The 24,695-nt window shown below is 36.5% G+C and carries 18 protein-coding genes and 1 tRNA gene; 12 read left to right on the top strand and 7 right to left on the bottom strand.

All coding sequences use genetic code 11. The features are described 5' to 3' along the window. The first annotated feature begins 12 nt into the window (after nt 1-12). From serA to ACUN8G_RS08030, 3 genes are all read left to right on the top strand, one after another. A complete protein-coding gene (serA, locus tag ACUN8G_RS08020; protein WP_437346419.1) occupies nt 13-1,248 on the top strand; it encodes a phosphoglycerate dehydrogenase in 1,236 nt (411 codons plus the stop codon). An 80-nt stretch (nt 1,249-1,328) separates the two neighbouring features. Further along, nucleotides 1,329-1,895 carry a thioredoxin family protein gene (locus tag ACUN8G_RS08025; protein ID WP_437346277.1) on the top strand — a complete coding sequence of 189 codons (567 nt, stop codon included), beginning with the start codon at nt 1,329-1,331 and terminating at the stop codon, nt 1,893-1,895. A gap of 1 nt (nt 1,896) precedes the next feature. Then, nucleotides 1,897-2,409 carry a TlpA family protein disulfide reductase gene (locus ACUN8G_RS08030; protein ID WP_437346276.1) on the top strand — a complete coding sequence of 171 codons (513 nt, stop codon included), beginning with the start codon at nt 1,897-1,899 and terminating at the stop codon, nt 2,407-2,409. A 19-nt stretch (nt 2,410-2,428) separates the two neighbouring features. Here the strand turns inward: ACUN8G_RS08030 and ACUN8G_RS08035 are convergent, their stop codons facing one another. After that, nucleotides 2,429-3,631 (bottom strand): purple acid phosphatase family protein, encoded by a 1,203-nt coding sequence (locus ACUN8G_RS08035; protein ID WP_437346275.1) that lies wholly within the window; start codon nt 3,629-3,631, stop codon nt 2,429-2,431. A gap of 15 nt (nt 3,632-3,646) precedes the next feature. Beyond that, a complete protein-coding gene (locus ACUN8G_RS08040) occupies nt 3,647-4,990 on the bottom strand; it encodes a deoxyribodipyrimidine photo-lyase (protein ID WP_437346274.1) in 1,344 nt (447 codons plus the stop codon). 189 nt (nt 4,991-5,179) lie between these two features. On the opposite strand from ACUN8G_RS08040, the gene ACUN8G_RS08045 reads away from it, so the two are divergent. From ACUN8G_RS08045 to ACUN8G_RS08065, 5 genes are all read left to right on the top strand, one after another. Next, a complete protein-coding gene (locus ACUN8G_RS08045; RefSeq protein WP_437346273.1) occupies nt 5,180-5,749 on the top strand; it encodes a response regulator transcription factor in 570 nt (189 codons plus the stop codon). Nucleotides 5,750-5,850: 101 nt separating this feature from the next. After that, on the top strand, nt 5,851-8,133 hold the full coding sequence (locus tag ACUN8G_RS08050) for a TonB-dependent receptor (RefSeq protein WP_437346272.1): 2,283 nt from the start codon (nt 5,851-5,853) through the stop codon (nt 8,131-8,133). 13 nt (nt 8,134-8,146) lie between these two features. After that, nucleotides 8,147-8,737 carry an HmuY family protein gene (locus tag ACUN8G_RS08055; RefSeq protein ID WP_437346271.1) on the top strand — a complete coding sequence of 197 codons (591 nt, stop codon included), beginning with the start codon at nt 8,147-8,149 and terminating at the stop codon, nt 8,735-8,737. A gap of 19 nt (nt 8,738-8,756) precedes the next feature. Continuing rightward, nucleotides 8,757-9,323, top strand: coding sequence for a sirohydrochlorin chelatase (locus ACUN8G_RS08060; RefSeq protein WP_437346270.1), 567 nt, complete (start codon nt 8,757-8,759; stop codon nt 9,321-9,323). Between the two features lie 61 nt (nt 9,324-9,384). Next, a complete protein-coding gene (locus ACUN8G_RS08065) occupies nt 9,385-11,673 on the top strand; it encodes a TonB-dependent receptor (protein ID WP_437346269.1) in 2,289 nt (762 codons plus the stop codon). 113 nt (nt 11,674-11,786) lie between these two features. On the opposite strand, the gene ACUN8G_RS08070 is transcribed toward ACUN8G_RS08065, so the two are convergent. The 5 genes from ACUN8G_RS08070 to rnhC all read right to left on the bottom strand — a co-directional run bounded on the left by ACUN8G_RS08070 (nt 11,787) and on the right by rnhC (nt 17,820). Beyond that, nucleotides 11,787-12,248, bottom strand: coding sequence for an EVE domain-containing protein (locus tag ACUN8G_RS08070; RefSeq protein ID WP_437346268.1), 462 nt, complete (start codon nt 12,246-12,248; stop codon nt 11,787-11,789). A gap of 11 nt (nt 12,249-12,259) precedes the next feature. Next, the gene (uvrA, locus tag ACUN8G_RS08075) at nt 12,260-15,040 is read right to left on the bottom strand and encodes an excinuclease ABC subunit UvrA (RefSeq protein WP_437346267.1); all 2,781 of its coding nucleotides are present in this window, start codon (nt 15,038-15,040) and stop codon (nt 12,260-12,262) included. Between the two features lie 90 nt (nt 15,041-15,130). Beyond that, nucleotides 15,131-15,571 (bottom strand): hypothetical protein, encoded by a 441-nt coding sequence (locus tag ACUN8G_RS08080; protein WP_437346266.1) that lies wholly within the window; start codon nt 15,569-15,571, stop codon nt 15,131-15,133. Nucleotides 15,572-15,690: 119 nt separating this feature from the next. Continuing rightward, on the bottom strand, nt 15,691-16,794 hold the full coding sequence (locus tag ACUN8G_RS08085; RefSeq protein ID WP_437346265.1) for a 6-phosphofructokinase: 1,104 nt from the start codon (nt 16,792-16,794) through the stop codon (nt 15,691-15,693). Between the two features lie 27 nt (nt 16,795-16,821). Next, nucleotides 16,822-17,820 carry a ribonuclease HIII gene (gene rnhC / locus ACUN8G_RS08090; RefSeq protein ID WP_445480926.1) on the bottom strand — a complete coding sequence of 333 codons (999 nt, stop codon included), beginning with the start codon at nt 17,818-17,820 and terminating at the stop codon, nt 16,822-16,824. Between the two features lie 128 nt (nt 17,821-17,948). Between rnhC and ACUN8G_RS08095 the strand changes: the two genes are divergently transcribed. The 4 genes from ACUN8G_RS08095 to ACUN8G_RS08110 all read left to right on the top strand — a co-directional run bounded on the left by ACUN8G_RS08095 (nt 17,949) and on the right by ACUN8G_RS08110 (nt 24,662). Next, a tRNA-Ser gene (locus ACUN8G_RS08095) sits at nt 17,949-18,035 on the top strand. A gap of 1,985 nt (nt 18,036-20,020) precedes the next feature. After that, a complete protein-coding gene (locus ACUN8G_RS08100) occupies nt 20,021-21,046 on the top strand; it encodes a LacI family DNA-binding transcriptional regulator (protein ID WP_437346263.1) in 1,026 nt (341 codons plus the stop codon). Next, complete coding sequence (locus ACUN8G_RS08105) at nt 21,043-22,077, top strand: zinc-dependent alcohol dehydrogenase family protein (protein ID WP_437346262.1); 1,035 nt, start codon at nt 21,043-21,045, stop codon at nt 22,075-22,077. The genes ACUN8G_RS08100 and ACUN8G_RS08105 overlap by 4 nt, the downstream gene beginning before the upstream one ends. Next, complete coding sequence (locus tag ACUN8G_RS08110; protein WP_445480927.1) at nt 22,074-24,662, top strand: FlgD immunoglobulin-like domain containing protein; 2,589 nt, start codon at nt 22,074-22,076, stop codon at nt 24,660-24,662. The genes ACUN8G_RS08105 and ACUN8G_RS08110 overlap by 4 nt, the downstream gene beginning before the upstream one ends. The last annotated feature ends 33 nt before the right edge of the window (nt 24,663-24,695 follow it).

Here is a 24,695-nt window from a genome sequence, read left to right on the forward strand (position 1 = left end):
CAGATGAAAACAATGGGGAAGGTCTATTCGCTTCCAAAAGAGAAAATTAAAGTGTTGTTGCTCGAAGGTGTACATCCAAATGCAGTCGACTATTTCAGAAGTAATGATTTTAACAATATTGAATATCTCAAAACATCCCTTGAAGGCGATGAATTAATCGAAAAAATTCGTGACGTACATATTATTGGAATACGTTCACGCACGCATTTGACTGAAGATGTTTTAAAGTACGCAAAAAAACTGATTGCCATCGGATGTTACAGTATCGGTACAAACCAGGTTGACCTCGATGCTGCGCGAATGAAAGGTATTCCTGTTTTCAATGCTCCGTTTTCTAATACTCGATCGGTAGCCGAATTGGTAATAGCCGAAATAATTTTTTTGATGAGAGGAATACCAGAAAAAAATACGCTGGCTCATGAGGGAGTATGGCTGAAGGATGCAAAAAACTCTTATGAAGTGCGCGGAAAAAATCTCGGTATTGTAGGTTATGGGCATATCGGTTCGCAGGTTTCGATACTCGCCGAAAGCCTCGGTATGAATGTTTATTACTACGACATTGTCAAAAAATTAAATCTTGGGAATTCCAAACCATGCGACAGCCTCGATGAACTTCTGAAAATTTCAGATGTAGTTACGCTTCACGTGCCAGAAACCGAACTTACAAAAAATATGATTGCGCGTGAGCAACTAAGCATAATGAAAAAAGGATCTTACCTGATCAACAGCTCACGTGGAACGGTGGTTAATCTAAATCATTTAGCCGAATTTATTGAATCAGGCCATATAGCTGGGGCTGCTATCGACGTCTTTCCGGAAGAGCCAGTTTCAAATAAAGAAAAATTTGTATCGGTCTTGCAGAAATTTAAGAATGTAATTTTAACTCCTCATATTGGCGGCAGTACATGCGAAGCCCAGGCTAACATTGGGCTCGAAGTCTCGGAAAAGCTGGTCAAGTATTGTGACGTTGGTACAACAATTGGAGCTACGAATTTCGTTCAAATTTCTCTTGCTCCCAATATTAATCGTCAACGATATCTTCATATTCACCATAACAGGCCAGGAGTGATGAATAAAATATCAAAGGTTTTTACTACGCGTAAATTGAATATAGCCGCTCAGTACCTGCAAACAGACTCGTATGTTGGATACGTAATTATCGATATCGACAGCAAAGAGATGAGCAACGAAATCATGAAAGAATTAAGAGCAATTCCTGAAACTATTAAAACACGAATGTTGTTTTAGGCATATCTTTCGGTTATAAATTGACATCGTGTATTATAAAGTATATTTTACGCAACCACATCAAACAAGAAAGGTAAAAGATGAAGAACCCATATAAATCCTTAGTAATGCTTGTTCTTTTCTTGCCGTATGTCTATCTGGCTTCCGGTCATAAAGTCGAAAATTTCAAGCTGAAAGACTATAACGGCAAAGAATATCAGTTGAGCGATTTCAAAGAATCTAGAGCAATTGTAATTATGTTCATTGCTACACAATGCCCCATTTCAAATGCTTACAATTCGAGGATGGTTAAACTTTATAATGACTACAAAAAGAAAGGTGTCAGTTTTATCGGAATTAATTCGAACAAACAGGAAAGCGTGGATGAAATTAAAGAACACGCAAAACAAAACGGATTTGAATTCATAATTCTTAAAGACGAAAGAAACGTTATCGCAGATAAATTCGAAGCTTCTGTTACACCTGAAATCTTTGTGCTCAATAGCAACTTCGAAATTTTATATCACGGCAGAATTGACGATTCGAGAAAAGAAGAAGACGTAAAAACTCACGATTTAAGAATTGCTCTCGACGAAATATTAAGTGGCAAAAAAGTTTCCAATCCACAAACAAAAGCATTCGGTTGTACAATAAAAAGAGTTGATTAACATGCGCAAATTAATCCTGATTTTTTTGCTGACTTTTACAATAGTCAATTTTATTTCAGGTGAAAACCAGAAAAATGCAGTCAAAGAAATCAAAGTTGTTAAAATCAATAAAGACGGATTAAACAAGATAATCAAGAACAGGAACGGGAAAATTCTTTTCCTTAATTTGTGGGCTACGTGGTGTGTGCCATGTCGAGAGGAAATACCAGACATTGTTAAATTAGCCGAAGAGTACAGGGATGTGGATTTCGTTGGATTAAGCGTCGATTTGCAAGAGGATATTAATTCAAAAGTAATTCCATTTTTGAAATCGAATAACGTATTCTACAGAAATTTTATAAACGGATTTGATAACGACGAAGAATTGATAAATTTCCTCGAAGAGAAATGGAACGGCGCTTTACCAGCTACTTTGATTTATGATTCTAAAGGAAAGAAGATAGCGTTTCTCGATGGTAAAAAATCATACAAAGAGTTCAAAGAAGAAATTGAAAGAGCAAGGAATAAAAAGTAATCCTTGCTCTTTGATTGTTCTACTTTTTCTTTAGTTCGAAATGGTCGTAAAGCTCTCCAGCAGTCGTATAAGAATTGTAAATCAACCGGTCATTTTGAATATCAATTACCTGAAATAGCTGAGTGAATGTACCGAGTTTAGCAATTAAATCTTTGTACATCGGATTGGCTGGATACTGCTTTGGACCTGAAACAGATGTAATATAGACCGTTCCTTTCGATTCGTCTTCAGAAATTCTACCCTGATAAATTTTATGTGTTCTGGCATATGTGTGGTCGTGTCCCTGTAAAACAAGGTCAACGCTGTAGCGGTCGAAAATAGGCATGAATGTTTCTCTAATAGTTTTATTGTCTCTCCCTTCGCCAGTTGAATAGACAGGGTGATGGTAGGTTACAATTGTCCATTTATTTGGATTGTTGGACAATACTTCTTCGAGCCAATCAGCCTGCTCTTTTAAGCCGTAATTTGTATTTAGAACGATGAATCGAACTCCCTGATAGTCGACATAATAAACCGTTTCTTCCATTCCATCTGGACCGTTTTCGGGCAATGTGAAAAGGCTTTGCCACAGTGGATATTTGTTGGTTTTTATCTTTTTGCCATTAATCATTTCGAAGTAGAGGTCGTGATTTCCGATGGCCATAATTGAAGGCACGATTCTGTGAATAAATCCAGTTGCTTCGAACCATTCCTCCCACATCGATTCGTCGGGTAGATCTGTTAAGTCGCCAGCGAAAAGCCAGAAAGAAGCATCGGGGGCAGTCAATATTGCTTTTCTGAATACTCGGGATAAATCTTCGAGTATCTCGTTTTGTGGATCACCGAAATAAACAAATCTGAAAGGCTGGCTGCTTTCCGAAGCAGTCATGAATTGGTTCCACTCACTGACCACGGAATCATAACCAACTCTGTATGTATAAAGTGTGTTTGGTTTCAATTGACTTAAGATTGCCGAATACGAGTATGATTTATTTCCTTTGTAATTTAATTCGCTCATAGTAGCAGGAATTTTAACTGTACTATCTTTGAACTCTATCCAGTTAGTCGATTCGGCAAATTCGACAAAACTCTCAGGATGACTTTCCTTCGTATGCCAGGTGACAGCCATGCTCGATGAAGGATTGATGGTCAAATTAAGAATAATTCTTTTGGGTATATCTGCACTTTGTGCGTGTAAAAAAGAAACGAAAAGCCAGAGATAAAGTGTTATGATTTTTTTCATTTTATTGCCTTTAAATTATTTGAATACATTGATAGTGTATTTACTCACGTCAAATTTTCTTTTGCATCCAGCATAATTCATATATCTAATTTTACCAAATACAGGTCGTTCGTTCCAGGCTCTATCGTGAACTCCACCGATTGACCAGGCAATACCGGTATATCCGTTTGGATCGCGTCCATCAAGTTCATATTTGTCATTCAGGTAGATTGCATATTTAAGAGCATCTTCCGGAATTTCTGTCCACTCCAGGATTTTCTTCGCCCAATACATTCTGAGGAAACCATGCATTTTACCTCTTTTTCTCAAATCATATTGCGCTGCATTCCAGAGCGAGTCGTGAGTACGGCCTTCTTCGAATTCTTTGAGTGAATAAATATATTCTCTTTTATCTTTACGGTGTTCGTTCAAAGTTTTTTTAGCCCAGTCGGGAAAGCCGTCAAATGAATCGTAATGTTTATTGTAGTAACAGAAATTATCCGACAGCTCTCTCCGCACAATCAATTCTTCAAGAAAGCTTTCTCTAGATTTTGAGGGTTCTGTTCTTCTGATTATTTCGAGTACCACACGTTGGGCAGATAGATGTCCGAAATGAAGATGAATCGATAGATTTGAAAGCACGTCTTCATTTGGATCGTTCTTCTTTTCTGCATAAAATTTCAATTTATTCTCAATGAAGTTATCAAGTATTTCAAAAGCGGCTTCTTCACCTGGCATTATCCATTCGACTTCGGGAACGCTGGAATCGGGCTTTATTTTTTTTAATAAACTGTCCCAGTCGTTTTTAAAGTTCGCAAAATCACTTGCAGGCATTTTTTTTATCTGTGGAAACTCATCCAGGAAGTCGGGCAGAAGTTTTTGAATTTTGGGTCTGAATGTATAAGCTGCAAATTCCTGTTTGTTGGAAACAACAAAGCAGGGAACAATATTGTGAGCGTCGACATCATAAAATGGTACTTTTATTTTCGCATGGACTTCCTTTTTCCATTTCCTTGTTATTTTAAGAGGATTGAAATCTGTAATTAATTCCGAGCAGCTGGATTCCTTAACAAACTCAGGAATAGTTACTGCGGGATTACCAAAAAGTAATTTGAAACCGATGTTTAATTCAGATAATTTCTTTTCAACCTGTTTCAATCCATTAATCATAAACGAATATTGACGCACTGCAGCACCCAGAAATTCAGGAACAATGTTGAATATTACAATTAATGGCAATTGCTTCTCTTTTGCTTTTTGATATGCAAAGACGAGTGCCCAATTGTCGTTAACCCGCTGGTCTCTTTGCATCCAGTAAATTACGGGTCCGCACTTCGATTCAAAGTCCTTTAGTTTCCTTACTCTTTCAGGAAGTACCATACTTGTCTGTAATAAGATTTATAGTCAAAAATAAAAAAAGTATTTATGATACAGAATATTGTACATGCTTGTATAATTAAAATAAAATCAGTAATTTATACACAGTCTAAATAATAATTGTACATGAAGCCAATCCTGATAATTATAGCTAATAGATTTTTTCTAACAAATTATGCCATCAGCTGCATTTTGCAAGACCTGGAGGGGATAAAAGTTGTAGGTGTGCCTGAAGATAAACTAATTGACGAAGTCCGTTTGCAAAATCCAGATATGATTATTGTAGAAATAGATATGATCAAACAGGACAGCATCCTGTTTATTAAAGAAATCAAAAAAGAATTTCCACGACTGAAAATTTTAATTCTGGTTGATTCCTCCGATGTATATAAATTGAAAAGTTTATTAGACCTGCGACTCGATGGCTATCTTTCCAAAACAATAACAAAAGAGGAATTGCAAAAAGCTGCCTTAAAAGTTTATGATAATGAAAGATACTTTAGTCAGGAAGTAAGCCAAAAAATAGTCGAAATCGAATACCGGAGAGTTTCATCGGAAATATTGAGCAAGCGTGAATACGAAATTCTTCGCTTAATAGCCGAAGGAATGAATAACAAGGAAATCGGCAGGTTACTTTATATAAGTGAATTTACGGTACTGACTCACCGCAGAAATATTATGCGCAAACTTAACGTGAAAAGCACCCCACAACTAATAATTGAGAGCATCAGAAAAGGATTAATTAGTATTGGAGAAAATTAATACTAATTTTTTAGTAACATTTTACTAAAAATAACGTATTGATTTCAGGGAAGGGTTGCTTTAATTTTGTTATAAAGATTTAGTCTTAATAAGGATTGTAAATGAAAAAAATATTATTTGTGTTGACCTTAGTAATAAGTGGAGTTAATGCTCAAACTCATATAGAAGGGAGGGTGATTGACATTTCTGGTAATCCAATTCCAGAGGCAAACGTCATCCTTGTAGGTACGGAATACGGTACTTCTTCCGATAAAAATGGGATATTTAAGCTTGTTTATCCCTTAAAACCAGGCGACCTCATCTCTGTTTCTTGTGTCGGTTATGAATCTAAGACAATTCAATTTAATCCATCAATAAATTTCTTAACAGTTACTCTGGATAAGAAGGAATATTCTACCGAAGCAGTGGTGGTAACCGGCACAAGAAGTGTCAAAAAACTGAAAGATACGCCTGTGATAACTGAGTTGATTTCTGAAAAAGAAATTAAACAGTGCGGCTATATAAGTTTGAAAGAGGCGTTGATGGAACAGGCAGGAATTGCAGTTATAAACAATCATGGCAACGGTATTCAGATTCAGGGACTTGACCCTGATTATACACTAATTCTTATAGACGGCGAACCTGCAATCGGAAGAACTGGAGGTACAATTGAATTATCCCGTTTTGACGTGGCAAATTTAAAACAAATTGAAATTGTTAAAGGTCCTTCATCTTCTCTGTATGGGAGCGAGGCACTGGCCGGGGTAGTTAATCTTATTACAACCTTTCCCGACGAGCCTAAACGTGTTGCCCTTTTTGCTCAAGCAGGAACACACAATTCATATCAAATAAATGGAGAATTTTTCAAGTCGTTCGAAAAATTTAAGGGTTCGCTCGTTTTAAATACCAGGGGATCGGAAGGATATGATTTGACTCCCGAGTCAATTTCAAAATCTGCACCCGAGTACAATAATTTTCTGGTTAATACAAAATTAGAATATCAATTCGACGAATGGAATTCAGCGAGATTTAGTTTGAGGTATTTTGGAGAAAGTCAAAATAATTTTGCTGAGATTACTGAAAATGACAAAACAGAAATTCTAAAAGACAAAAACTGGCTGCAAGATTTAAGCTTATCACTAACTTACTTTGGGAAAATAAATCATTCGTACAATCATCAATTCAAATTTTACATTAGTAATTACTATACAGAAAGCGAACTTAGATATCAGCTCAATGAAAAAATATATGAATATAGTCAGTTTGACCAGTATTATTATAAAGGAGAATATACAGGTAATTTGTTCGTTGACCAGAGAAATCTTACGACGCTTGGTGTGGGTTATGTGAAAGAAAATGTAAGTGCAGACAGAATAAGTAAAGATGCCGATGATATTAATTCGCATTTTATATTTTTGCAACATGAGTGGATTCCTCTCCAGAATTTTGATATTGTCGGCGGGCTAAGGTATGATTACCATAACAAATATTCTTCCCGCATCAGCCCTAAACTTTCCGCTATCGTCAAACCGTATGATTTCTTGAAATTAAATTTTTCTATTGGCAGTGGTTTTAAAGCGCCGACATTACAACAACTTTATCTCAATTTTACCAATCCTCAAGTCGGATACTCCGTCTTTGGGTCGACGAATTTTTTGTACTACTTCAATAAGTTGATTGAGGAAGGACAAGTTGATAAAATCCTTATTAATCCGGAAAGCATTAATAAATTAAATGCAGAAAATTCCTGGTCTTTTAACTTTACCATAGAATATGAACCGCTAAGAAACAACTGGATATCCTTGAACTTTTTCAGAAATAATGTAAGAGATTTAATCGACGCCACTCCGGTTGCTATTAAGAAGAACGGACAGAGCATATATACATATTTCAACCTCAATAAAATCTACACGCAGGGTATTGAATCCGAGATAAGAATTACTGTGTTTGATCATTTAAAAATTGGTGCGGGATACCAGTATCTCGATGCTGTGGACGAAGGAGTTCTCGAAAAAATAAAAGCAGGTGAATATTATAAGTATACAGAAACCGGGCGATTGAAAAAAGTTACAGAAGCAGATTACGGCGGTTTGTTTAATCGATCCAGGCATTCGGGGAATTTTAGACTTTCTTACGAAAATGAAACATTAGGTTTGTCTACCACGCTGACAGGTATTCTCAAAGGGAAGTACGGCTATTATGACAAAAACGGAAACGGTATTCTCGACGATAAAAGCGAATATGCAGCAGGTTTTGCCCTCTGGAATTTTGCATTAAACAAATCGATTAACTACCACTTTTCATTACGGTTGAGAATAGAAAATTTATTAAATCGAAAATTTAGTGGACAGAATCTTAATCTGTCTGGTAGAATAATTTATGCAGGAATTTCAATTAATTATTAAACAAGGAGAAAAAATGAAAAGAATATACTTATTCGTTTTACTTATAACATTGTATTTTACCGGTTGTGACGACTCGAATAGTACCGAACCGGATAGCAATACACCAGCTATTAAAGTTGCTGAGGTTAAGGACCTGCCCGCCTTAGGTCCGGGTTTGACATACTACCGATTTGCAGATAGCACTATCATAACAGGAGCAGATACATTATCAGACAAATGGGATATCGCATTCAGAAGTACAACTATTTATACGAACAGCGGTGTAAGCGGGCCTGGTAAAGGAGGTGCAATTGTTCTTAAAAATACGGACTTCTATGATTTAAAAGAAGCACCATCTGAAGGCTATCGAGTAGATGAAGTAAATGCTCCTGCAATACCCACTGGCTCAGGAAACGGCTGGTACAATTATAATTCTGAAACACATATTATTTCGCCCATACCAGGCGTTGTTTTGGTAATTAAAACTGGCGAGGGTAAATATGCAAAGGTACAAATTATAAGCTACTATAAAGGTGCGCCGGATTCTCCTTCACTCAACGATAAATCGAAATATTACACTTTCAGATATGTTTATCAATCAAACGGCACTACTAAATTTGAATAAAAAACGAAAGGAACATGAAATGAAAATAAAAATAATTTTTCTTAGCATATTAATTACATTTGTTTTATCCTATTCTAATCTCCTGGGAATGGCAGGAGAGAGCAAAAAAGTGTCTGTATTAATTGTGGGACACGGCGCTCCTGCCAGCGATTTTCCAAAACTGAAAGAGTATTTCAAATTACACGAGAGTCACTCCCCGGAAGCCGAAAAAATCGAAAATGAATTACGTAACTGGCCAAGAAATGAAGAAAACGATCCATATTGGGCTGGCTTTATTAAAATAGTAGAAATATTTAGAAATAAATTTAAGAATTTCCATTCTGTCCATTATGCATTCAACGAAATGTGTGCCCCTACAGTAGAAGAAGCACTTAATAAGATTTTGCTTGATAATCCAGATTTAATCCTTGTAACTAGCATAATGTTCACTCCTGGCGGCGGGCATTCCGAGAAAGATATTCCCGCCGCAATTGAAATTTTTCAGGAAGAACACCCTGAGATTAGAATTATCTATGCCTGGCCTTACAGCCAGGAAGCTCTGGCGAATTTTATCAATGCACATCTAATTCATTTTGTCGAAAAATAACTTACAGAACCGGCATTTGCCGGTTCTATTGCTTTAGAATTAGAATCATGGAGTAATGAATATGATCCGTATTATTATAATAATAACTATTATTTTATCATTAAATCAGCCTCTAATGTCCTATTCCGGCAATGGAATAAATATAACCGGTAAAGTTATAGATGCAATAACAAAAGAACCGCTTGTTGGTGCTAATGTAATTGTAAAAATGACCAATTTCGGTACTGCTACAGATATTAACGGATATTTCGAATTAAGGAGAATTGCGATAGAAAAACCGGTATTGATTATCTCTATGGTTGGCTACCAATCGATTATTTACACAGTGGTTGATAAGATAGATAACATTACTTTTGAGTTAAAACCAGCATTAATAGAAATGGGTTCGATAGTGGTAACAGGAACGAATTCATTACATCTTTATGAGAATACGTCGGTAAAAACTGAAATAGTACCCAAAAAATTAATTCAACAGCAAAATGCATGTAATCTTGCTCAGGCGTTAGGACTCCAGACAGGCGTTATGGTTGAGAACGACTGCAATAATTGTAACTTTACACAGGTACGAATACTCGGTTTTGACGGCAAATATTCACAAATCTTAATCGATGGGGATCCAGTAATAAGTTCTCTGGGTGGAGTGTATGGTCTGGAACACTATCCGCAGGAAATGATTGAACAGATAGAAATAGTAAAAGGAGGTGGTTCGGCATTATATGGCGGCGGTGCAGTTGCAGGAACAATTAACATGATGACACGTCGTCCAGCATTTAATGGCACTAAGGTTTATTATAATGGCTATTGGGTCGATGGTTCTCCGGATAATCAAATTGGAGCAATTGCAGAAATTGTTAGCAATGACAATAAAACTGGAATCTATGTATTCGGTTCTACCAGAAACCGTGGAAGTTATGACAGGAATGGAGATGGCTATTCTGAACTTGGAAAACTTAAAAACGAAACAATCGGTTTTAACGGATATTTAAGACCTGATAATTATTCTGAATTACAATTTTCGCTTCATCGAATCGTCGAAGATAGGAGAGGTGGCGGGGATTTCGATAAACCTGTCCACGAAGCTTCTATTGCAGAATGGACTAAACACGATAAATGGGGCGGTAAAGTTAAATGGAATCAAAAAATTGGTGCATCATTTGAGTATAAAATAAATTATGCTTTTAGTTTGCTGGAAAGGAATTCTTACTACGGAGGATTATCAGATAATACACCGGAATCAAAGCTTGAAGCACTTAAATATTACGGTTACTCTGATAATCCGTTATATTCAATCGGTATGCAGGCTAATTATTATTTAAGTGGACAAATCATAACCGCCGGTATTCAATACAATTATGATAAACTATTAGATAAAAGTGTTTCTAATGATAAATATTATGTTGATGAAATATTCAGGAATTTCGGCTTCTATTTGCAGGATGAAATTTCTTTCGATAGCGATGAACAGCTCCAGATTGTTGCCGGTGTGCGTTTTGACAAACATTCAGCTCTTAGCAGTTGGATATTCAGTCCTCGCCTAAATGCTAAGATGAAATTGTGGAATGCATTGAATCTGAGAATGGGATTTACAACAGGTTTCAAAGCACCGCAAATCTTCAATGAGGATTTGCATATTTGCGGACTCGAAGGAATGCAGCGAGTTATACGTAATTCGACGGGACTAAAAGAAGAAAAAAGTTACTCTTATACATTCGGCGCAGAATTCCAGGATTTTGTCGGGAATATTCCTTTACTTTCAGGAATAACTTTATTTTACACGCGTTTATCAGGTGCTTACAGTGAAGAGTTTGTCGCAACAGACGGGGCTGTTGAGTATTGGGAAAGGATTAATAGCAGTGGCGCAAACGTAAAAGGAATTGAAATCGATTTTGGTATTAAGCCTTTAAACAAACTTGAAATCCGTTCCGGCTTTACATTTAAGAAAAATGAGTTTGACGATATACAGGAAGATTATAATATTAAGGAGTTTCTCAGAACACCCGACATTTTTGGATATATAAGAATTGCTTATGATTACTCGGATAAGTTAAGTTTTTTTACCGCAGCAAAATATACGGGCAAAATGTATGTCCCTCACGAAATTTCAGTTGATTATCAAGAAAATCCATTGATCGAAGTTAAACGGAGTAAAGAATTTATTGAATTCGACTTCTCACTCAATTATCAACTTGAACTGATGGATAATCTCCTTACACAATTGTCTCTTGGTGTAAAAAATATTTTTGACCAATATCAGAACGACCTTGACTACGGTGTAAATAGAGATCCCGGTTATGTTTACGGGCCTTCTTATCCCAGAACATTCTATATTAATCTTGGATTGAAACTGTAAATAAAATATACAGGGTTTTTGAGGGAGTCCATTTTTAGTTCATAAAATTTGTGATTTTGATTAAAATGGATTCCCTCAAATATTTTATATTATACAAGACCCTTAAAATTATTTTAGCTCCCCATTCGAACTATTTCTTCATATTCCTCTTTTGTAAGAGGCAATACCGATAGTCGATTTCCCTTCTGTACGAGTTTCATATTTTTCAATTTAGGGTTTTGTTTAATATCATCCAGAGTTACGGCACGGGTGAATTTCTTTATAAGTTTAATGTCGACCATGTACCATGTGGGATTGTCTTTTTTACTTTTGGGGTCGTAATGTTTGTCGTCCGGGTCAAAAGCAGTAAAATCGGGGTATCCTTCTTTAACGACGGTACAAATTCCAACTGCTGCAGGCGGTTTTGCATTGCTGTGATAAAATATCACCAGGTCGCCTTTCTTCATTTCGTCCCGCATAAAATTACGCGCTTGATAATTTCTTACGCCGTCCCAGAATGTTGTCTGGTTTTTGCTTTTTGATAGATCATCTATCGAAAAAACATCTGGTTCAGTTTTCATAAGCCAGTATTTCATTTACCCTCCTGTTAATTATTTTCTAAATAAGATTTCAGGAATTGTCCGGTATACGATCTACTGCATTCGATAATTTCTTCTGGCGTGCCCGTTGCAACTACCTCGCCGCCTCGTTCACCTGCTTCGGGCCCCAGATCTATTATGTAATCGGCGCATTTTATAACATCGAGATTGTGTTCGATAATTACTACAGAATTTTTATTTGCAATAAGCATTTGAAAACTCTTCAGCAATTTGCTTATATCGTCGAAATGTAAACCAGTAGTGGGTTCGTCGAAGATAAAGAGAGTATGTTGATTTTTTCGATGTTGCACAAGATGAGAAGCAAGTTTAACTCTCTGTGCCTCGCCCCCTGATAGGGTAGTCGAGGGCTGTCCCAATTTAATATAGCCCAACCCGACGTCGGAAAGAGTCTGCAAAATATCCTTTAACTTGTCGTTGTTCGTAAAAAATTCAAGAGCTTCGTCGACAGTCATATTTAGTACATCAACTATATTTTTGCCTTTATATGTAATTTCACGCACTTCCTTTTTGAAGCGCGTACCTTTACAATCGTCGCACTCGAGGAATATATCTGCGAGAAACTGCATTTCGATTTTTACGAAACCGTCACCTTCACAGGTTTCGCATCTACCTCCGGGAACATTGAACGAAAAGTAGCCAGGTTTATAACCGCGCGCTCTTGCTTGTGGAGTCGATGCAAATATTTCACGTATCAGTTCATACCCTTTCACATAGCTGATCGGATTTGATCGAGGTGATTTTCCGATAGGCGACTGGTCGACGATTTCTATGTTGTCAATATATCGCGCTCCTTCAATTGAATCGAATTTACCTACTTTGGGTGGATTGCCTCCCTTTAATTTTTCAAGCCCACCGTAGAGAATGTCGTGCACAAGTGTACTTTTTCCTGAACCACTCACGCCGGTAACTACAACAAATTTTCTCAAGGGAAATTCGACTGTAATATTTTTTAGATTGTTTTCTCGCGCACCAATTATTTTTATAGTCTCTGTTTTGGAAGTGTTTCTCCTTTCGGGTATTGGAATTTTAAGTTTGCCCGACAAATATTTGCCTGTGAGCGAGTTGGGATTTTTGATAATTTCACTGTATAAGCCGTAGGCAACAATTTCTCCGCCGTTTAATCCTGCCTTCGGTCCCATGTCGTAAATCAGATCGGCTTCTTTCATCATTTCAGGATCGTGCTCTACTACAAGTACGGTATTTCCAATATCCCGTAGCGATTTAAGAATTTTTATCAACCTTGTATTATCTCTCGGATGGAGTCCTATTGAAGGTTCATCGAGCACATATAAAGTTCCCATCAGGGCAGAACCCAGAGACGTGGCAAGATTAATTCTTTGAGTTTCACCGCCAGAAAGTGTACTGCTGAGACGGTCTAATGTAAGGTATCCCAGTCCAACTTCGTTTAAAAATGTAAGTCTTTTTAAAATCTCATCGTAAATCCGCTGTGCAATTGCTTTATCGTAATCGCTCAATCGAAGGTTAAGAAAAAATTCGTGAGCTTTTTCTATCGACATTTTTACAATATCGAAAATTGAAAGTCCACTTATTTTTACCTGGAGAGCTTCTCTTCTTAATCGTGAACCTTTGCAAGCATGACATACAGTATAGCCTCTGTATTTACTCAGCAGGATTCGGATGTGCATTTTATACGTATGCTTTTCAAGTTCTTTGAAAAAGCCATCAATGCCGTCGAAACCATCGTACCCATTTTTAATAATTTCAACCTGTTTTTCGCTCAAATCCTTGAACGGTTTATCGAGGGGAATTTTATACTTATTGTTTCTTATTAATTGTCTGAGATACTTGCTGAATTTTGGAGTGCGCCATGGGGCTATTGCGCCTTCGCTTATACTTAAAGATGGATCTGGAACTATCAAATTCATATCGTAATCCATCGTTTTGCCAAATCCCTGACAGACTGGACATGCGCCGTATGGATTGTTGAATGAGAAAAATCGAGGTTCTGGCTCTTCGTATTTGATTCCACAACATTCATAAAAGCGGTTGAAATTTTTCCTTTCGAAATTATCTGCGTTAACGATAAGTAATCTTCCTTCGCCCTCTTTAAATGCAATCTCAATCGACTCGGCCAATAATTCGCGTACTTTTCCCTTCTTTATCTTAAATCTGTCGAGCACAACAACAATATCGCTTTTATCGATTCCTGCAAATTCTTGAAAACTTTCGAGTTCGCTTAAGTCGACGAATTTATTATTTACAATTAATCTAAAGAAACCTTTCTTTTTCAGTAATTCTATTTCTTCAATAACAGTCCGTTTTTCGTGCGGATGTATCGGGAAGCCGAGATAGTATTTGCCATTTTCATCCTGATTTTCGAGCCACTCGCAAACGGTAGTAACCGTATCTTTTTTAACCTCGTTACCGCAAACAAAGCAAATTGTTTTTCCAATTCTGGCGAATAATAAACGTAAATAATCATAGATTTCGGTGGAAGTGGCAACAGTCGAGCGGGGATTCCGTGCTGTGGTCTTCTGTTCAATTGCTACGGCTGGAGAAATGCCCTGTATGATATCGACATCAGGCTTGTTCATCCTTTCGAGGAACTGACGTGCATAAGAGGAAAGGCTTTCGACATAACGACGCTGTCCCTCCGCATAAATGGTGTCGAATACAAGCGAAGATTTACCACTACCACTTACGCCGGTAAATACAATCAATTTGTTTTTAGGTATTTCGAGGGAGATGTTCTTTAAATTATGTTGTCTGGCCCCTTTTATTATTATTTTTTTATTATCGAATGTCATAAGTAATTTTAGAAAAATCGTAACCAGTAAGTTACGAATTAGTTAGAAGATTTTCTTTCAGGACAAAGGCGAAAAGATCGGTCAGAAAAACTACTTTTCTTCTTCCCAGTCAATTAGTTTTCCGTCCCTGAAAAAGAAGATAATTTTTCCGTAATACCACTGAGTAAAAACGCCCCACTTTTCCACGTTTTTCTCGATTCTGTCGGGCTTGCCCCAACCAGCATTCAGCATCTTATCGGTCATTCCTTTCCATATCTGTTTATGATAAACACGGCTACCGTATTTACGTCCGAATTTTTTAATATAAATTGCTTCGATATCTCTCTCGGCTTTTTCAATTAATAAATCGAGCTTTTTACTTTCGTTTTTAAGAGAATCAATTTCGGTTTTCAAAATCGACTTGTTTTGCTGAAGATTTTTTTTCTGAACGGTTAAAGAATCGTACTTAAATTTATATTCTTTTGAACCTGACGTACTTTGAGCATTGATTAATGAAAAGCTCAAAATAAATAATAACAGAAGTCTATACATTTGACTGCATCCTGATAATTATAAAAACAAATCCCGCAGAATGCGGGATTGCAAGTAGTGAGATATTTTTAAAAAAATTGTTTATTGATGTCACAATGATAATAAAATTCATAAAAAAATTACAATTCTTTCGTACCGAAACAAACACCAACTGCTTTAGCTGCAAGAACTCCCTGATCGGTTTTTTTTACGTGTTTTTGTTTGGCAATTGCATCGACAATATTTACACTTTTTATTTCATTTCCTTTCAAAGCGACCATTTTGCCGAACTGTCCTTTAATGGCGAGCTGAATAGCTTGTGTACCGAATTTTGTTGATAATATACGATCGAATGGAGTTGGACTGCCACCTCTTTGAAGATGTCCAAGAACTGTATAGCGTGTTTCGAGACCCGTATTCTCACTGATTTTTTTTGCAACATATTCGCCTATACCACCGAGCTGAATAGGGTCGGTTCGTTTAATGTCTTTGCCTTTCATAATCATTGTGCCGTCTTTAGATTTTGCGCCTTCGGCTACGCAAACAATACTGAAACGTTTGCCCATCATATTGCGCATTAGAACCTTGTCATAAATTGCTTCCCATTCGAATGGAATTTCGGGTATCAGAATTACATCGGCTCCGCCTGCAAGACCACCGTTTAAAGCTATCCAGCCGGCATATCTGCCCATTACTTCGATAACCATTACACGATGGTGAGATGAAGCAGTGGTATGAAGTCTGTCGAGCGCCTCGGCTACCACATAAACTGCTGAATCGTGTCCAAATGTAAGATCAGTGGCATCGAGATCGTTGTCGATAGTTTTGGGGACACCAACTACGTTCATGCCCATCTGGCTAAGCTGATGTGAAATATGCATAGTCCCATCGCCACCAATTGCTATAATGGCATCGAGATTCCATGCTTCATAATTTCGTACTGCATCTTTCGAGCGATTCATTATTTTAATTTTACCTTCCACTTCTTCAGGCCAGTGAAATGGATCGCCCTTATTTGAAGAACCCAAAATTGTTCCACCCGTTGCAAGTATTCCCGAAACGTCTTTGTTGTAAAGCTCCATTGCTTTGCCTTCTACCAATCCCTCAAATCCGTCCAGAATGCCCAGAACAGTCAAGCCGTTATCTAAAGCTGGTTTTGTTACTCCTCGAATTACTGCATTCAATCCGGGGCAATCTCCTCCGCCCGTTAAGATTCCAATCCTTTTTATTTTTTTTGCTGGCATAATACACCTTACTTTAAGTCGGTTTTATTATCGTAATTTTTGTGTTACTTTAAAATGTAATTTAGCAATTTTTTCTAATTCTACAGTCTCAAATTTTGCAGCAGCGTTTATAACGTTGAAGGATGAACCCTTGGGCAGTTCAATTCCGAACCGCTCTTTTTGCATTATAAACCACTCGTTAAACTTATACCTTGCAAGTATTGATGCCGCTGCTACACCCGTATATTTTTCAGCTCCTGTTTCCATAATGACTTTTACATTTACCGTGTTAATTGAAGGATGAATATTTAATTCTCTGTTGCTGAATTTATCTGTAATTACAAGATTACATTTTACTCGGTTTAGAAGTTTGCTCACCACTTTTGAATGGCAGTAAGTGAGAAGTGAGTTAAGGTTTCTGAACTCTTCATACTTTTTATTATATTCAGCAGGTTCCAGCGAGTAAACCTCATAATTATCTTTTTTAATAATTGAGATAATTTCCGGTGCTAATGAATTAATCCGTGAATCGCTTAAATCCTTGCTATCACGCACTCCCAATTTCCTCAATATTTTTGAAGTCTCTTTATTTACATAGACTGCAGCAACTACCAGTGGTCCGAAGTAGTCGCCTTTGCCGCATTCGTCTGTGCCAATATATTCATCGTATTCAATATTATCATTCGTAATTTCAGGTGGACTTTCGTCGAAAACTACACTTTTGATTCTATTATATTCGTACGAATTTTGGTCACCCTGAAGAACAATTGTGTTTCCTTTTTTGCCGAAGTAAACTTGAATTTTTATTTTTTTCCCACTGAAATTGACTATGAATTCATAGTTGTATTTTTTTTCTTCAATATTCGAAGAATTAAAGCCACTTTCCGTAATTTTTTTGTGGACCGACTCGATAATATTCCGCGCTGATTGTTTGATATTGATTTGTCCCATGCCAATAAAAAAATAATTCGGATAGTAACATATAAATTTTGGACGAGAAATATACTCGGCAAAATGAAGACTACTTTTTTCAATGGAGAAATTCAATAAAATTTCGTAATCTTGTGACCGTCTTTTATTAAGACTCATAATTAAAGATAAAAATTGGCAGTGTGGTCGCCTGTCTGACATAAACGGATAGGTGGCGCATTTTAAAACTTAGACATAAAATATTAGGAGAGGTGGCAGAGTGGTTGAATGCGGCGGTCTTGAAAACCGTTTGGTGCTTACGCGCCACGGGGGTTCGAATCCCTCCCTCTCCGCTAGAAAATCTTAAATTATACAACTTTAGCCTTCTTTCTTTGAAAGTTTTTAGCGTACTGCGAAAAGTGTGATGTTTATTTCATCCCAGGATTTTCCTTTTAACATTATTCATCTCGACTTGTCTTCTAATAAATAACCCAATAATTTTTACGTTAAAGCTGTAAGGTAACAATATTTATTGCCGTAGAGAATTTATGTTTAGCTTTAGCGAACCGACCGAAGAAACTCAATTGAGGGTATTATATGATTTAACTTTTATTATGTTAGTTAATGCACAAAAACTAATAAATCATAAATTATTATACATATGCGACAGTTAGTAAGAGATAATCGTAAGAAAATATAATTAACAGTTATAATTTTACATACCAGTAGTTGACTTCGGCTATTCAATTGATAACCCATTAAATGTAGCAATAGATGGTATCGCTTCAGTAAAGTCACTAGTAGAAGATAAAAAATGGAAAATTAAGAAAACACTACATCGAATAGAAAAACAAACCTTTAATACCAATAGAAAACCATCAATACTTATTCTAGAGTAAAGACGGCAACTACATGTTTAAGTATGGTTAATTAATTTTGTAAATCTGAAATCGATACACTTCGAAGAGGGAGGCGAAATCATTAAATATTTTGATATGTTTTTCCAGATTATTCCACATTGAAAGAGCAATACAACAAGATGTTGAAAAACAAATTATCCGAATAGATGCGAAATAATAGAAGAGCAGCTATGGAATAATAATAAACATGTCTCATTCGATGTTATTATAATCACTTAAGTTAATAAGAGTAATTACTGAAAAGTTGGAATGTCGCAGACTTTCGAATTTATGATGCACGTGCAGCAATTCGTAGTAATACATATAGTTACGTAAGTATTAAAATTATTTTTTCTGCAGTGTTCAGGAAGGAGTAGGTAAATCGAGTGAGTAATCAATATTATTCTTTTATTTCGGTTGGGGGGTGCGTGATATTTCTGCTGGTACTGGAGGTTACAAAAGTCGACAATGGCACTCTCAGTAAATTATACGAAATCGACAAAAAAATTTATGTTCGAGTGAAATATTTCTGCTTGGTATTACATTCAATAATCTTAAAGATAGCGCAACGACGTTTTTAATAGGACGAATCTGCAAAGCTGCTAAATAGGTATTCCCTCTCTCAAAAAAATTACATTGTGTCTAACAAGGAATTTGCCGACTACATGTATCGCTTCATTTAAATTATCTAAAAAGAAGAATGAGTAGATAGATGCTTCGATTACAGATTCAATTGAATATAGAAAAGCATATAACAATATAATTGGTAAAGCTTTTCTACATAAAGGACAAATAAGTTACTCAATTAACTCTCAACGAAAAGCCGACGCCTATAGAAGTTAGTGTTGTGCCAGAATGTTTAGTACCAAATTGTATATTATTCTCAGAAGACGTCGTTAAGAGAGATGGTAGGTTAAATCAAAGGAAAAATAATACGAGAAGATTAAAAGGTAAGATGGCGAAAAATTCTTTTGAGTAATTAGCTAATAAAACAGAGATTCTTTTGATGAAACGATTTTACGAGAATTTAATTTAAGATATTAAATATTACCGACAAGTTATTCCGAAAATTAACGAAGCAAATCACTATACAAAAGTACAAATCCTCTGTTGATTATACCGACAAGAACAAAGATTAACTCATTTAATTTAGAAAGGAAGGTAATCTCAAATAAACAGAAAAGTTAAAAATTCCTGTTCTGTTTGAAGATTTGGATAGGTTCAGTCACCTTTCTCTTGATTATTTATGTTAATTAAAAACTTCTGTAAAAGTCATATTTGTTAAATCGTTTAACTATTATTAAAATAAAATTTCCCAAATACAGTCGTCAAATCGTTAAGTAATCGGTAACTTATTTTTATGCAAAATCTTACTTGACAATAAGATGGAATAAAAATATTTTTGTTTAGTAAAACGTTTAACCAAAAGAAAAATTCATATGTCTGTTACTATCAAGGATGTAGCTAAAAAGGCAAATGTTTCAATTGCTACCGTATCTTTGGTTATTCATAATAACAAAAGGATTTCTAATACAACCCGAAATAAAGTCCTTAAAGCTATTAAAGAATTAAATTATCATCCTTCCCGATCAGCAAAAGGATTGGTAACAAAAAAAACAGGAAATATAGGTTTTATACTTACTGATGACCATTTTCTAAAAACCGAACCGTTTTATACCAAAATATTTTTAGGTACTGAATTTGTCGCCCGCAATACGGATTACTATGTCTTGCTTTCAACTATAGATAGAAATTATGATTCAAACCCAGTTATGCCTCGTTTTATATTGGAAAAAAGCGTTGACGGTGTAATTATAGCAGGCAGGGTTCCTGATTTATTCGTCGATGAATTGTTGACGTACGATATACCCATTGTGTTTATCGACTATTATCCGAAAGACGGAGAACATAATGTAGTGCTTATTGATAATCAACGAGGTGGTTATAACGCAACGAAACATCTTATTGACCTGGGACACAGAAGGATAGCATTTGTTGGCGGTGATATTAAACATCCAAGTATATCTGATCGTTTAGTTGGATATAAACAAGCTCTTGAATATTATGGAATTGAAGTTGACTCTCGTTTAATTATTACCGACGAAAATTATCCCGCCCGTCAAAATGGTTATTCGGCTGCTAAAAAATTATTATCTAATTGCTCAGATTGTACAGCTGTATTTGCCTGCAACGATGCAATGGCAATAGGATTTATGCAATATTGTTCAGAAAATAATATTAAAATTCCTGACGATATTTCATTAATTGGTTTCGACGATGTAGAAGCTGATTTACTTTTAAATCCTCCTCTTACTACCATGCGTGTTCCGAAAGACGATTTAGGAATTGAAGCTATGAATTTAATCGTTAGTATTTTGTCTTCTCCTCCCACTAATCAGACCAAAAAAATATTGGTACCTGTTGAACTAATCAAGAGAGAATCTACAAAGGAACTTAAAAAGTGAAAGCACTTTACTACATTGAACAAGGTAAAGTAGAATTAAAAGAAATTGATATTCCGAAGCCATCAAATAACGAAGTTATTGTTAAGGTTGATACTTGCGGTATTTGTGGTACTGATATTAATATTTTTAAAGGTGTCGCCTATGCCAAAAGAAATACTGTATTAGGCCATGAAGTTAGTGGTGTTGTAGTCGATGTTAATAATAAAAATCAAGGGATTAAAGTCGGTGATAAAGTTGTAATTGACCCAAATATTTTTTGCGGAGAATGTTATTACTGTAAGAAAGGAAAAATTAATCACTGCGAAAATCTTAAAGCTATTGGCATTAATATAAATGGTGGTTTTGCTGAGTATGTAAGCCTGCCATTAAGCCAGATCTATAAACTCCCAACTGATTTTTCTCTCGACGAAGCTTCATTTGCTGAACCTCTTTCATGTTGTATTCATGGGGTACGCCGTATTAACCTTAAAGTGGGAGAAAGTGTGGTAATTGCGGGGGCTGGTACAACAGGACTTTTGATGCTACAGCTAGCTAAATTAAACGGTGCAGCACGTATAATAGTAATTGAACCGGAAGAAAAAAAACAGGAAATAGCTTTAAGTCTTGGAGCCGACTTTGTTTTTTATCCATCTGATCCTGCTCTCGTTAGTAATATTAAAGATATTTTGAACGGTGGCGCTGATATCGCTATCGAAGCTTCTGGTAATACCGAAATTCTGAAAGACCTTATTAAAACTCTTAGAAAAGATGGACGCATTCTATTGTTTGGTATACCTCCTTCAAATGCTTCGTCAAATTATGATATTTATTTTCTTGTGAAAAATGAGATTACTTTAATTTCTTCACTTCTAAATCCATATACCTTTTTTGATGCAGTTGAGTTGCTCGTCTCTCGTAAAATAAATGTAAAACCTCTTACTACAAAAAAAATATTTATTGATCAACTTGCAGACTTTTTCAACTTGGAGCAATCTACTAATAAATCCATCATTAAATATCAATTTAATAACAAATTAAAGGAGGCCCAATGAATTTTATAAAGAAGTATATTCGGGGCTTGGTTTTTACCGTTGCTTTACTTTTTCCGCTTAGTAACATTATTCCTCAATCAGGAATTAATTTAATAGGCAGCTTTGAAGATAATTTGCCGTCGTATTGGAAGAAAGGGGGAGAGCCGAGCGGAGCAAAATTGGAATGGGCAACAGATTACTACAGGTCGATGGGCAGAAGCTTGAAGATAGAAAAGACAGGAACGGGTGAAGAAGCCTACTGGGAGAGTGAAAACATGTGTGATTTATGGTCACCTGTGCATAATAAAGATGTAGACATATTTTTGGGAGCCTATGTAAGGACAGAGGGAGTAAATGTAAATCCAGCCAATGACGACGAGCGTTGGTGGATAAGCTATACGTTTTATGGAGAGAGTGGTAATTTAATAGGGGAGGTAAAATTACCGATAGACCAGAGTAAGCCAAGCAGTGAGGGATGGATAGCCGATACAAATGAAGTAGGTAGTGTAATATTGCCGGAGGATAGTTATACAACGGTAATAAAGTTTGTAGGAGGGAAGAATGCAACGGGGACAGTATGGGCAGATGATTTTATGTTTTATGGAAGGAACGGAGCGTGGGCAGGCCAGGATTGGAACACGCAACTAGGAGTACCGACGGGATGGTTTTACTGGTTGCCGCCGATAGGAGGTAACGATGGAAGATTGAGTGATGGATATGAGAATACGAAAATAACAGATGAGGAATCATATCATGGAAGATACAGTTTGAAGTTCGAGAATTTGCCAGGTACACACGATGGATTTGTAGGCACAGTAAGATATCCGATCGGAGCCGATGTAAAAGCTGGTGATGTTCTAAGAATCAAAGTATGGATAAAAGGTAAGGATTTAGAGCCTGAGCATGTAAGCCAGACAGGAGATCAAGCAAAATTTGCCATAACTCCGATATTTCATAATACGACGGGGAATAATGAAGGCTGGGGTGAATTTTGGTCAAGGGATATTCCAATAGAATTTCCGTCAAAGAGTGAATTTGATTGGATGCCGTTTTATGTAGATATACCAGTTCAAGAAGGGGCAAAATCGTTATCGATAAGATTACATCCATTGGGGCAGTTTAGAGGGACAGTATATTGTGATTACCTGACTGTAGAGAAGTTGGATGTGCCGCAGATAAGTGAGATAGGCAGTTTTGAAGATAATTTGCCGTCGTATTGGAAGAAGGGTGGAGAGCCGAGCGGAGCAAAATTGGAATGGGCAACAGATTACTACAGGTCGATGGGCAGAAGCTTGAAGATAGAGAAGACAGGAACGGGTGAAGAAGCCTACTGGGAGAGTGAAAACATGTGTGATTTATGGTCGCCTGTGCATAATAAAGATGTAGACATATTTTTGGGAGCCTACGTAAGGACAGAGGGAGTAAATGTAAATCCAGCCAATGACGACGAGCGTTGGTGGATAAGCTATACGTTTTATGGAGAGAGTGGTAATTTAATAGGGGAGGTAAAATTACCGATAGACCAGAGTAAGCCAAGCAGTGAGGGATGGATAGCCGATACAAATGAAGTAGGTAGTGTAATATTGCCGGAGGATAGTTATACAACGGTAATAAAGTTTGTAGGAGGGAAGAATGCAACGGGGACAGTATGGGCAGATGATTTTATGTTTTATGGAAGGAACGGAGCGTGGGCAGGCCAGGATTGGAACACGCAACTAGGAGTACCGACGGGATGGTTTTACTGGTTGCCGCCGATAGGAGGTAACGATGGAAGATTGAGTGATGGATATGAGAATACGAAAATAACAGATGAGGAATCATATCATGGAAGATACAGTTTGAAGTTCGAGAATTTGCCAGGTACACACGATGGATTTGTAGGCACAGTAAGATATCCGATCGGAGAAAATAATGAACCGAGCGGAAAACTAACTCAACATATTTATGATATAACTGCATTAAAAGATGTTAATGCGGGTGATATGATAAGAATTTCAGTTTGGTTAAAAGCATCTGGTTTAAATCCTCAGGAAATGGCTGAAATAGGCGATCAAGCGAGTTTCGCTATAACTCCAATATTCCATAATACATCTGGAAATAACGAAGGTTGGGGCGAATTCTGGTCGAGAGATATTCCTCTCAAGTTTCCTGTTGCTAGTGAATTTGATTGGATGCAGTTTTATGTTGATGTCCCTGTACAGGAAGGGGCAAAATCATTGTCAGTAAGACTTCATCCTCTTAGCAGATTCAAAGGCACAGTTTATTGTGATCTCTTAGAAGTAAGAAAACTCGATCTGGTTGGTGTGGAAACCGAGGAGGCAATACCAAATCAATTCAATTTGTTCCAGAATTATCCTAATCCTTTTAATCCAACTACCATCATTAGCTATACCCTCCCGAAAGAAGGAATTGTTACACTGAAGATTTATGATATTCTTGGTAGAGAAATTAAAACACTAGTTAATTCTGCGCAGTCCGCTGGCGTTCATAGAGTAACTTGGGACGGTACAAATAATTATGGTGTTAAGGTTTCCGCAGGAACTTATATCTATCGTCTCGAAACAGAAGGATTTACTTTGTCTAAAAAGATGCTTTTGCTGAAATAGAATATGATAATTATTTATGCGTACCCGTTTGAT

The organism is Melioribacter sulfuriphilus (genome assembly GCF_052656625.1).

What these genes read in the sequence shown, in the direction of transcription:
- serA (WP_437346419.1), top strand. Translation starts at nt 13, where the DNA reads ATGGGGAAGGTCTATTCGCTTCCAAAAGAGAAAATTAAAGTGTTGTTG.
- ACUN8G_RS08035 (WP_437346275.1), bottom strand. Translation starts at nt 3,631, where the DNA reads ATGAAAAAAATCATAACACTTTATCTCTGGCTTTTCGTTTCTTTTTTA.
- ACUN8G_RS08085 (WP_437346265.1), bottom strand. Translation starts at nt 16,794, where the DNA reads ATGCCAGCAAAAAAAATAAAAAGGATTGGAATCTTAACGGGCGGAGGA.
- ACUN8G_RS08070 (WP_437346268.1), bottom strand. Translation starts at nt 12,248, where the DNA reads ATGAAATACTGGCTTATGAAAACTGAACCAGATGTTTTTTCGATAGAT.
- ACUN8G_RS08100 (WP_437346263.1), top strand. Translation starts at nt 20,021, where the DNA reads ATGTCTGTTACTATCAAGGATGTAGCTAAAAAGGCAAATGTTTCAATT.
- ACUN8G_RS08030 (WP_437346276.1), top strand. Translation starts at nt 1,897, where the DNA reads ATGCGCAAATTAATCCTGATTTTTTTGCTGACTTTTACAATAGTCAAT.
- ACUN8G_RS08065 (WP_437346269.1), top strand. Translation starts at nt 9,385, where the DNA reads ATGATCCGTATTATTATAATAATAACTATTATTTTATCATTAAATCAG.
- ACUN8G_RS08110 (WP_445480927.1), top strand. Translation starts at nt 22,074, where the DNA reads ATGAATTTTATAAAGAAGTATATTCGGGGCTTGGTTTTTACCGTTGCT.
- ACUN8G_RS08080 (WP_437346266.1), bottom strand. Translation starts at nt 15,571, where the DNA reads ATGTATAGACTTCTGTTATTATTTATTTTGAGCTTTTCATTAATCAAT.
- ACUN8G_RS08055 (WP_437346271.1), top strand. Translation starts at nt 8,147, where the DNA reads ATGAAAAGAATATACTTATTCGTTTTACTTATAACATTGTATTTTACC.
- uvrA (WP_437346267.1), bottom strand. Translation starts at nt 15,040, where the DNA reads ATGACATTCGATAATAAAAAAATAATAATAAAAGGGGCCAGACAACAT.
- ACUN8G_RS08025 (WP_437346277.1), top strand. Translation starts at nt 1,329, where the DNA reads ATGAAGAACCCATATAAATCCTTAGTAATGCTTGTTCTTTTCTTGCCG.
- ACUN8G_RS08040 (WP_437346274.1), bottom strand. Translation starts at nt 4,990, where the DNA reads ATGGTACTTCCTGAAAGAGTAAGGAAACTAAAGGACTTTGAATCGAAG.
- ACUN8G_RS08060 (WP_437346270.1), top strand. Translation starts at nt 8,757, where the DNA reads ATGAAAATAAAAATAATTTTTCTTAGCATATTAATTACATTTGTTTTA.
- ACUN8G_RS08050 (WP_437346272.1), top strand. Translation starts at nt 5,851, where the DNA reads ATGAAAAAAATATTATTTGTGTTGACCTTAGTAATAAGTGGAGTTAAT.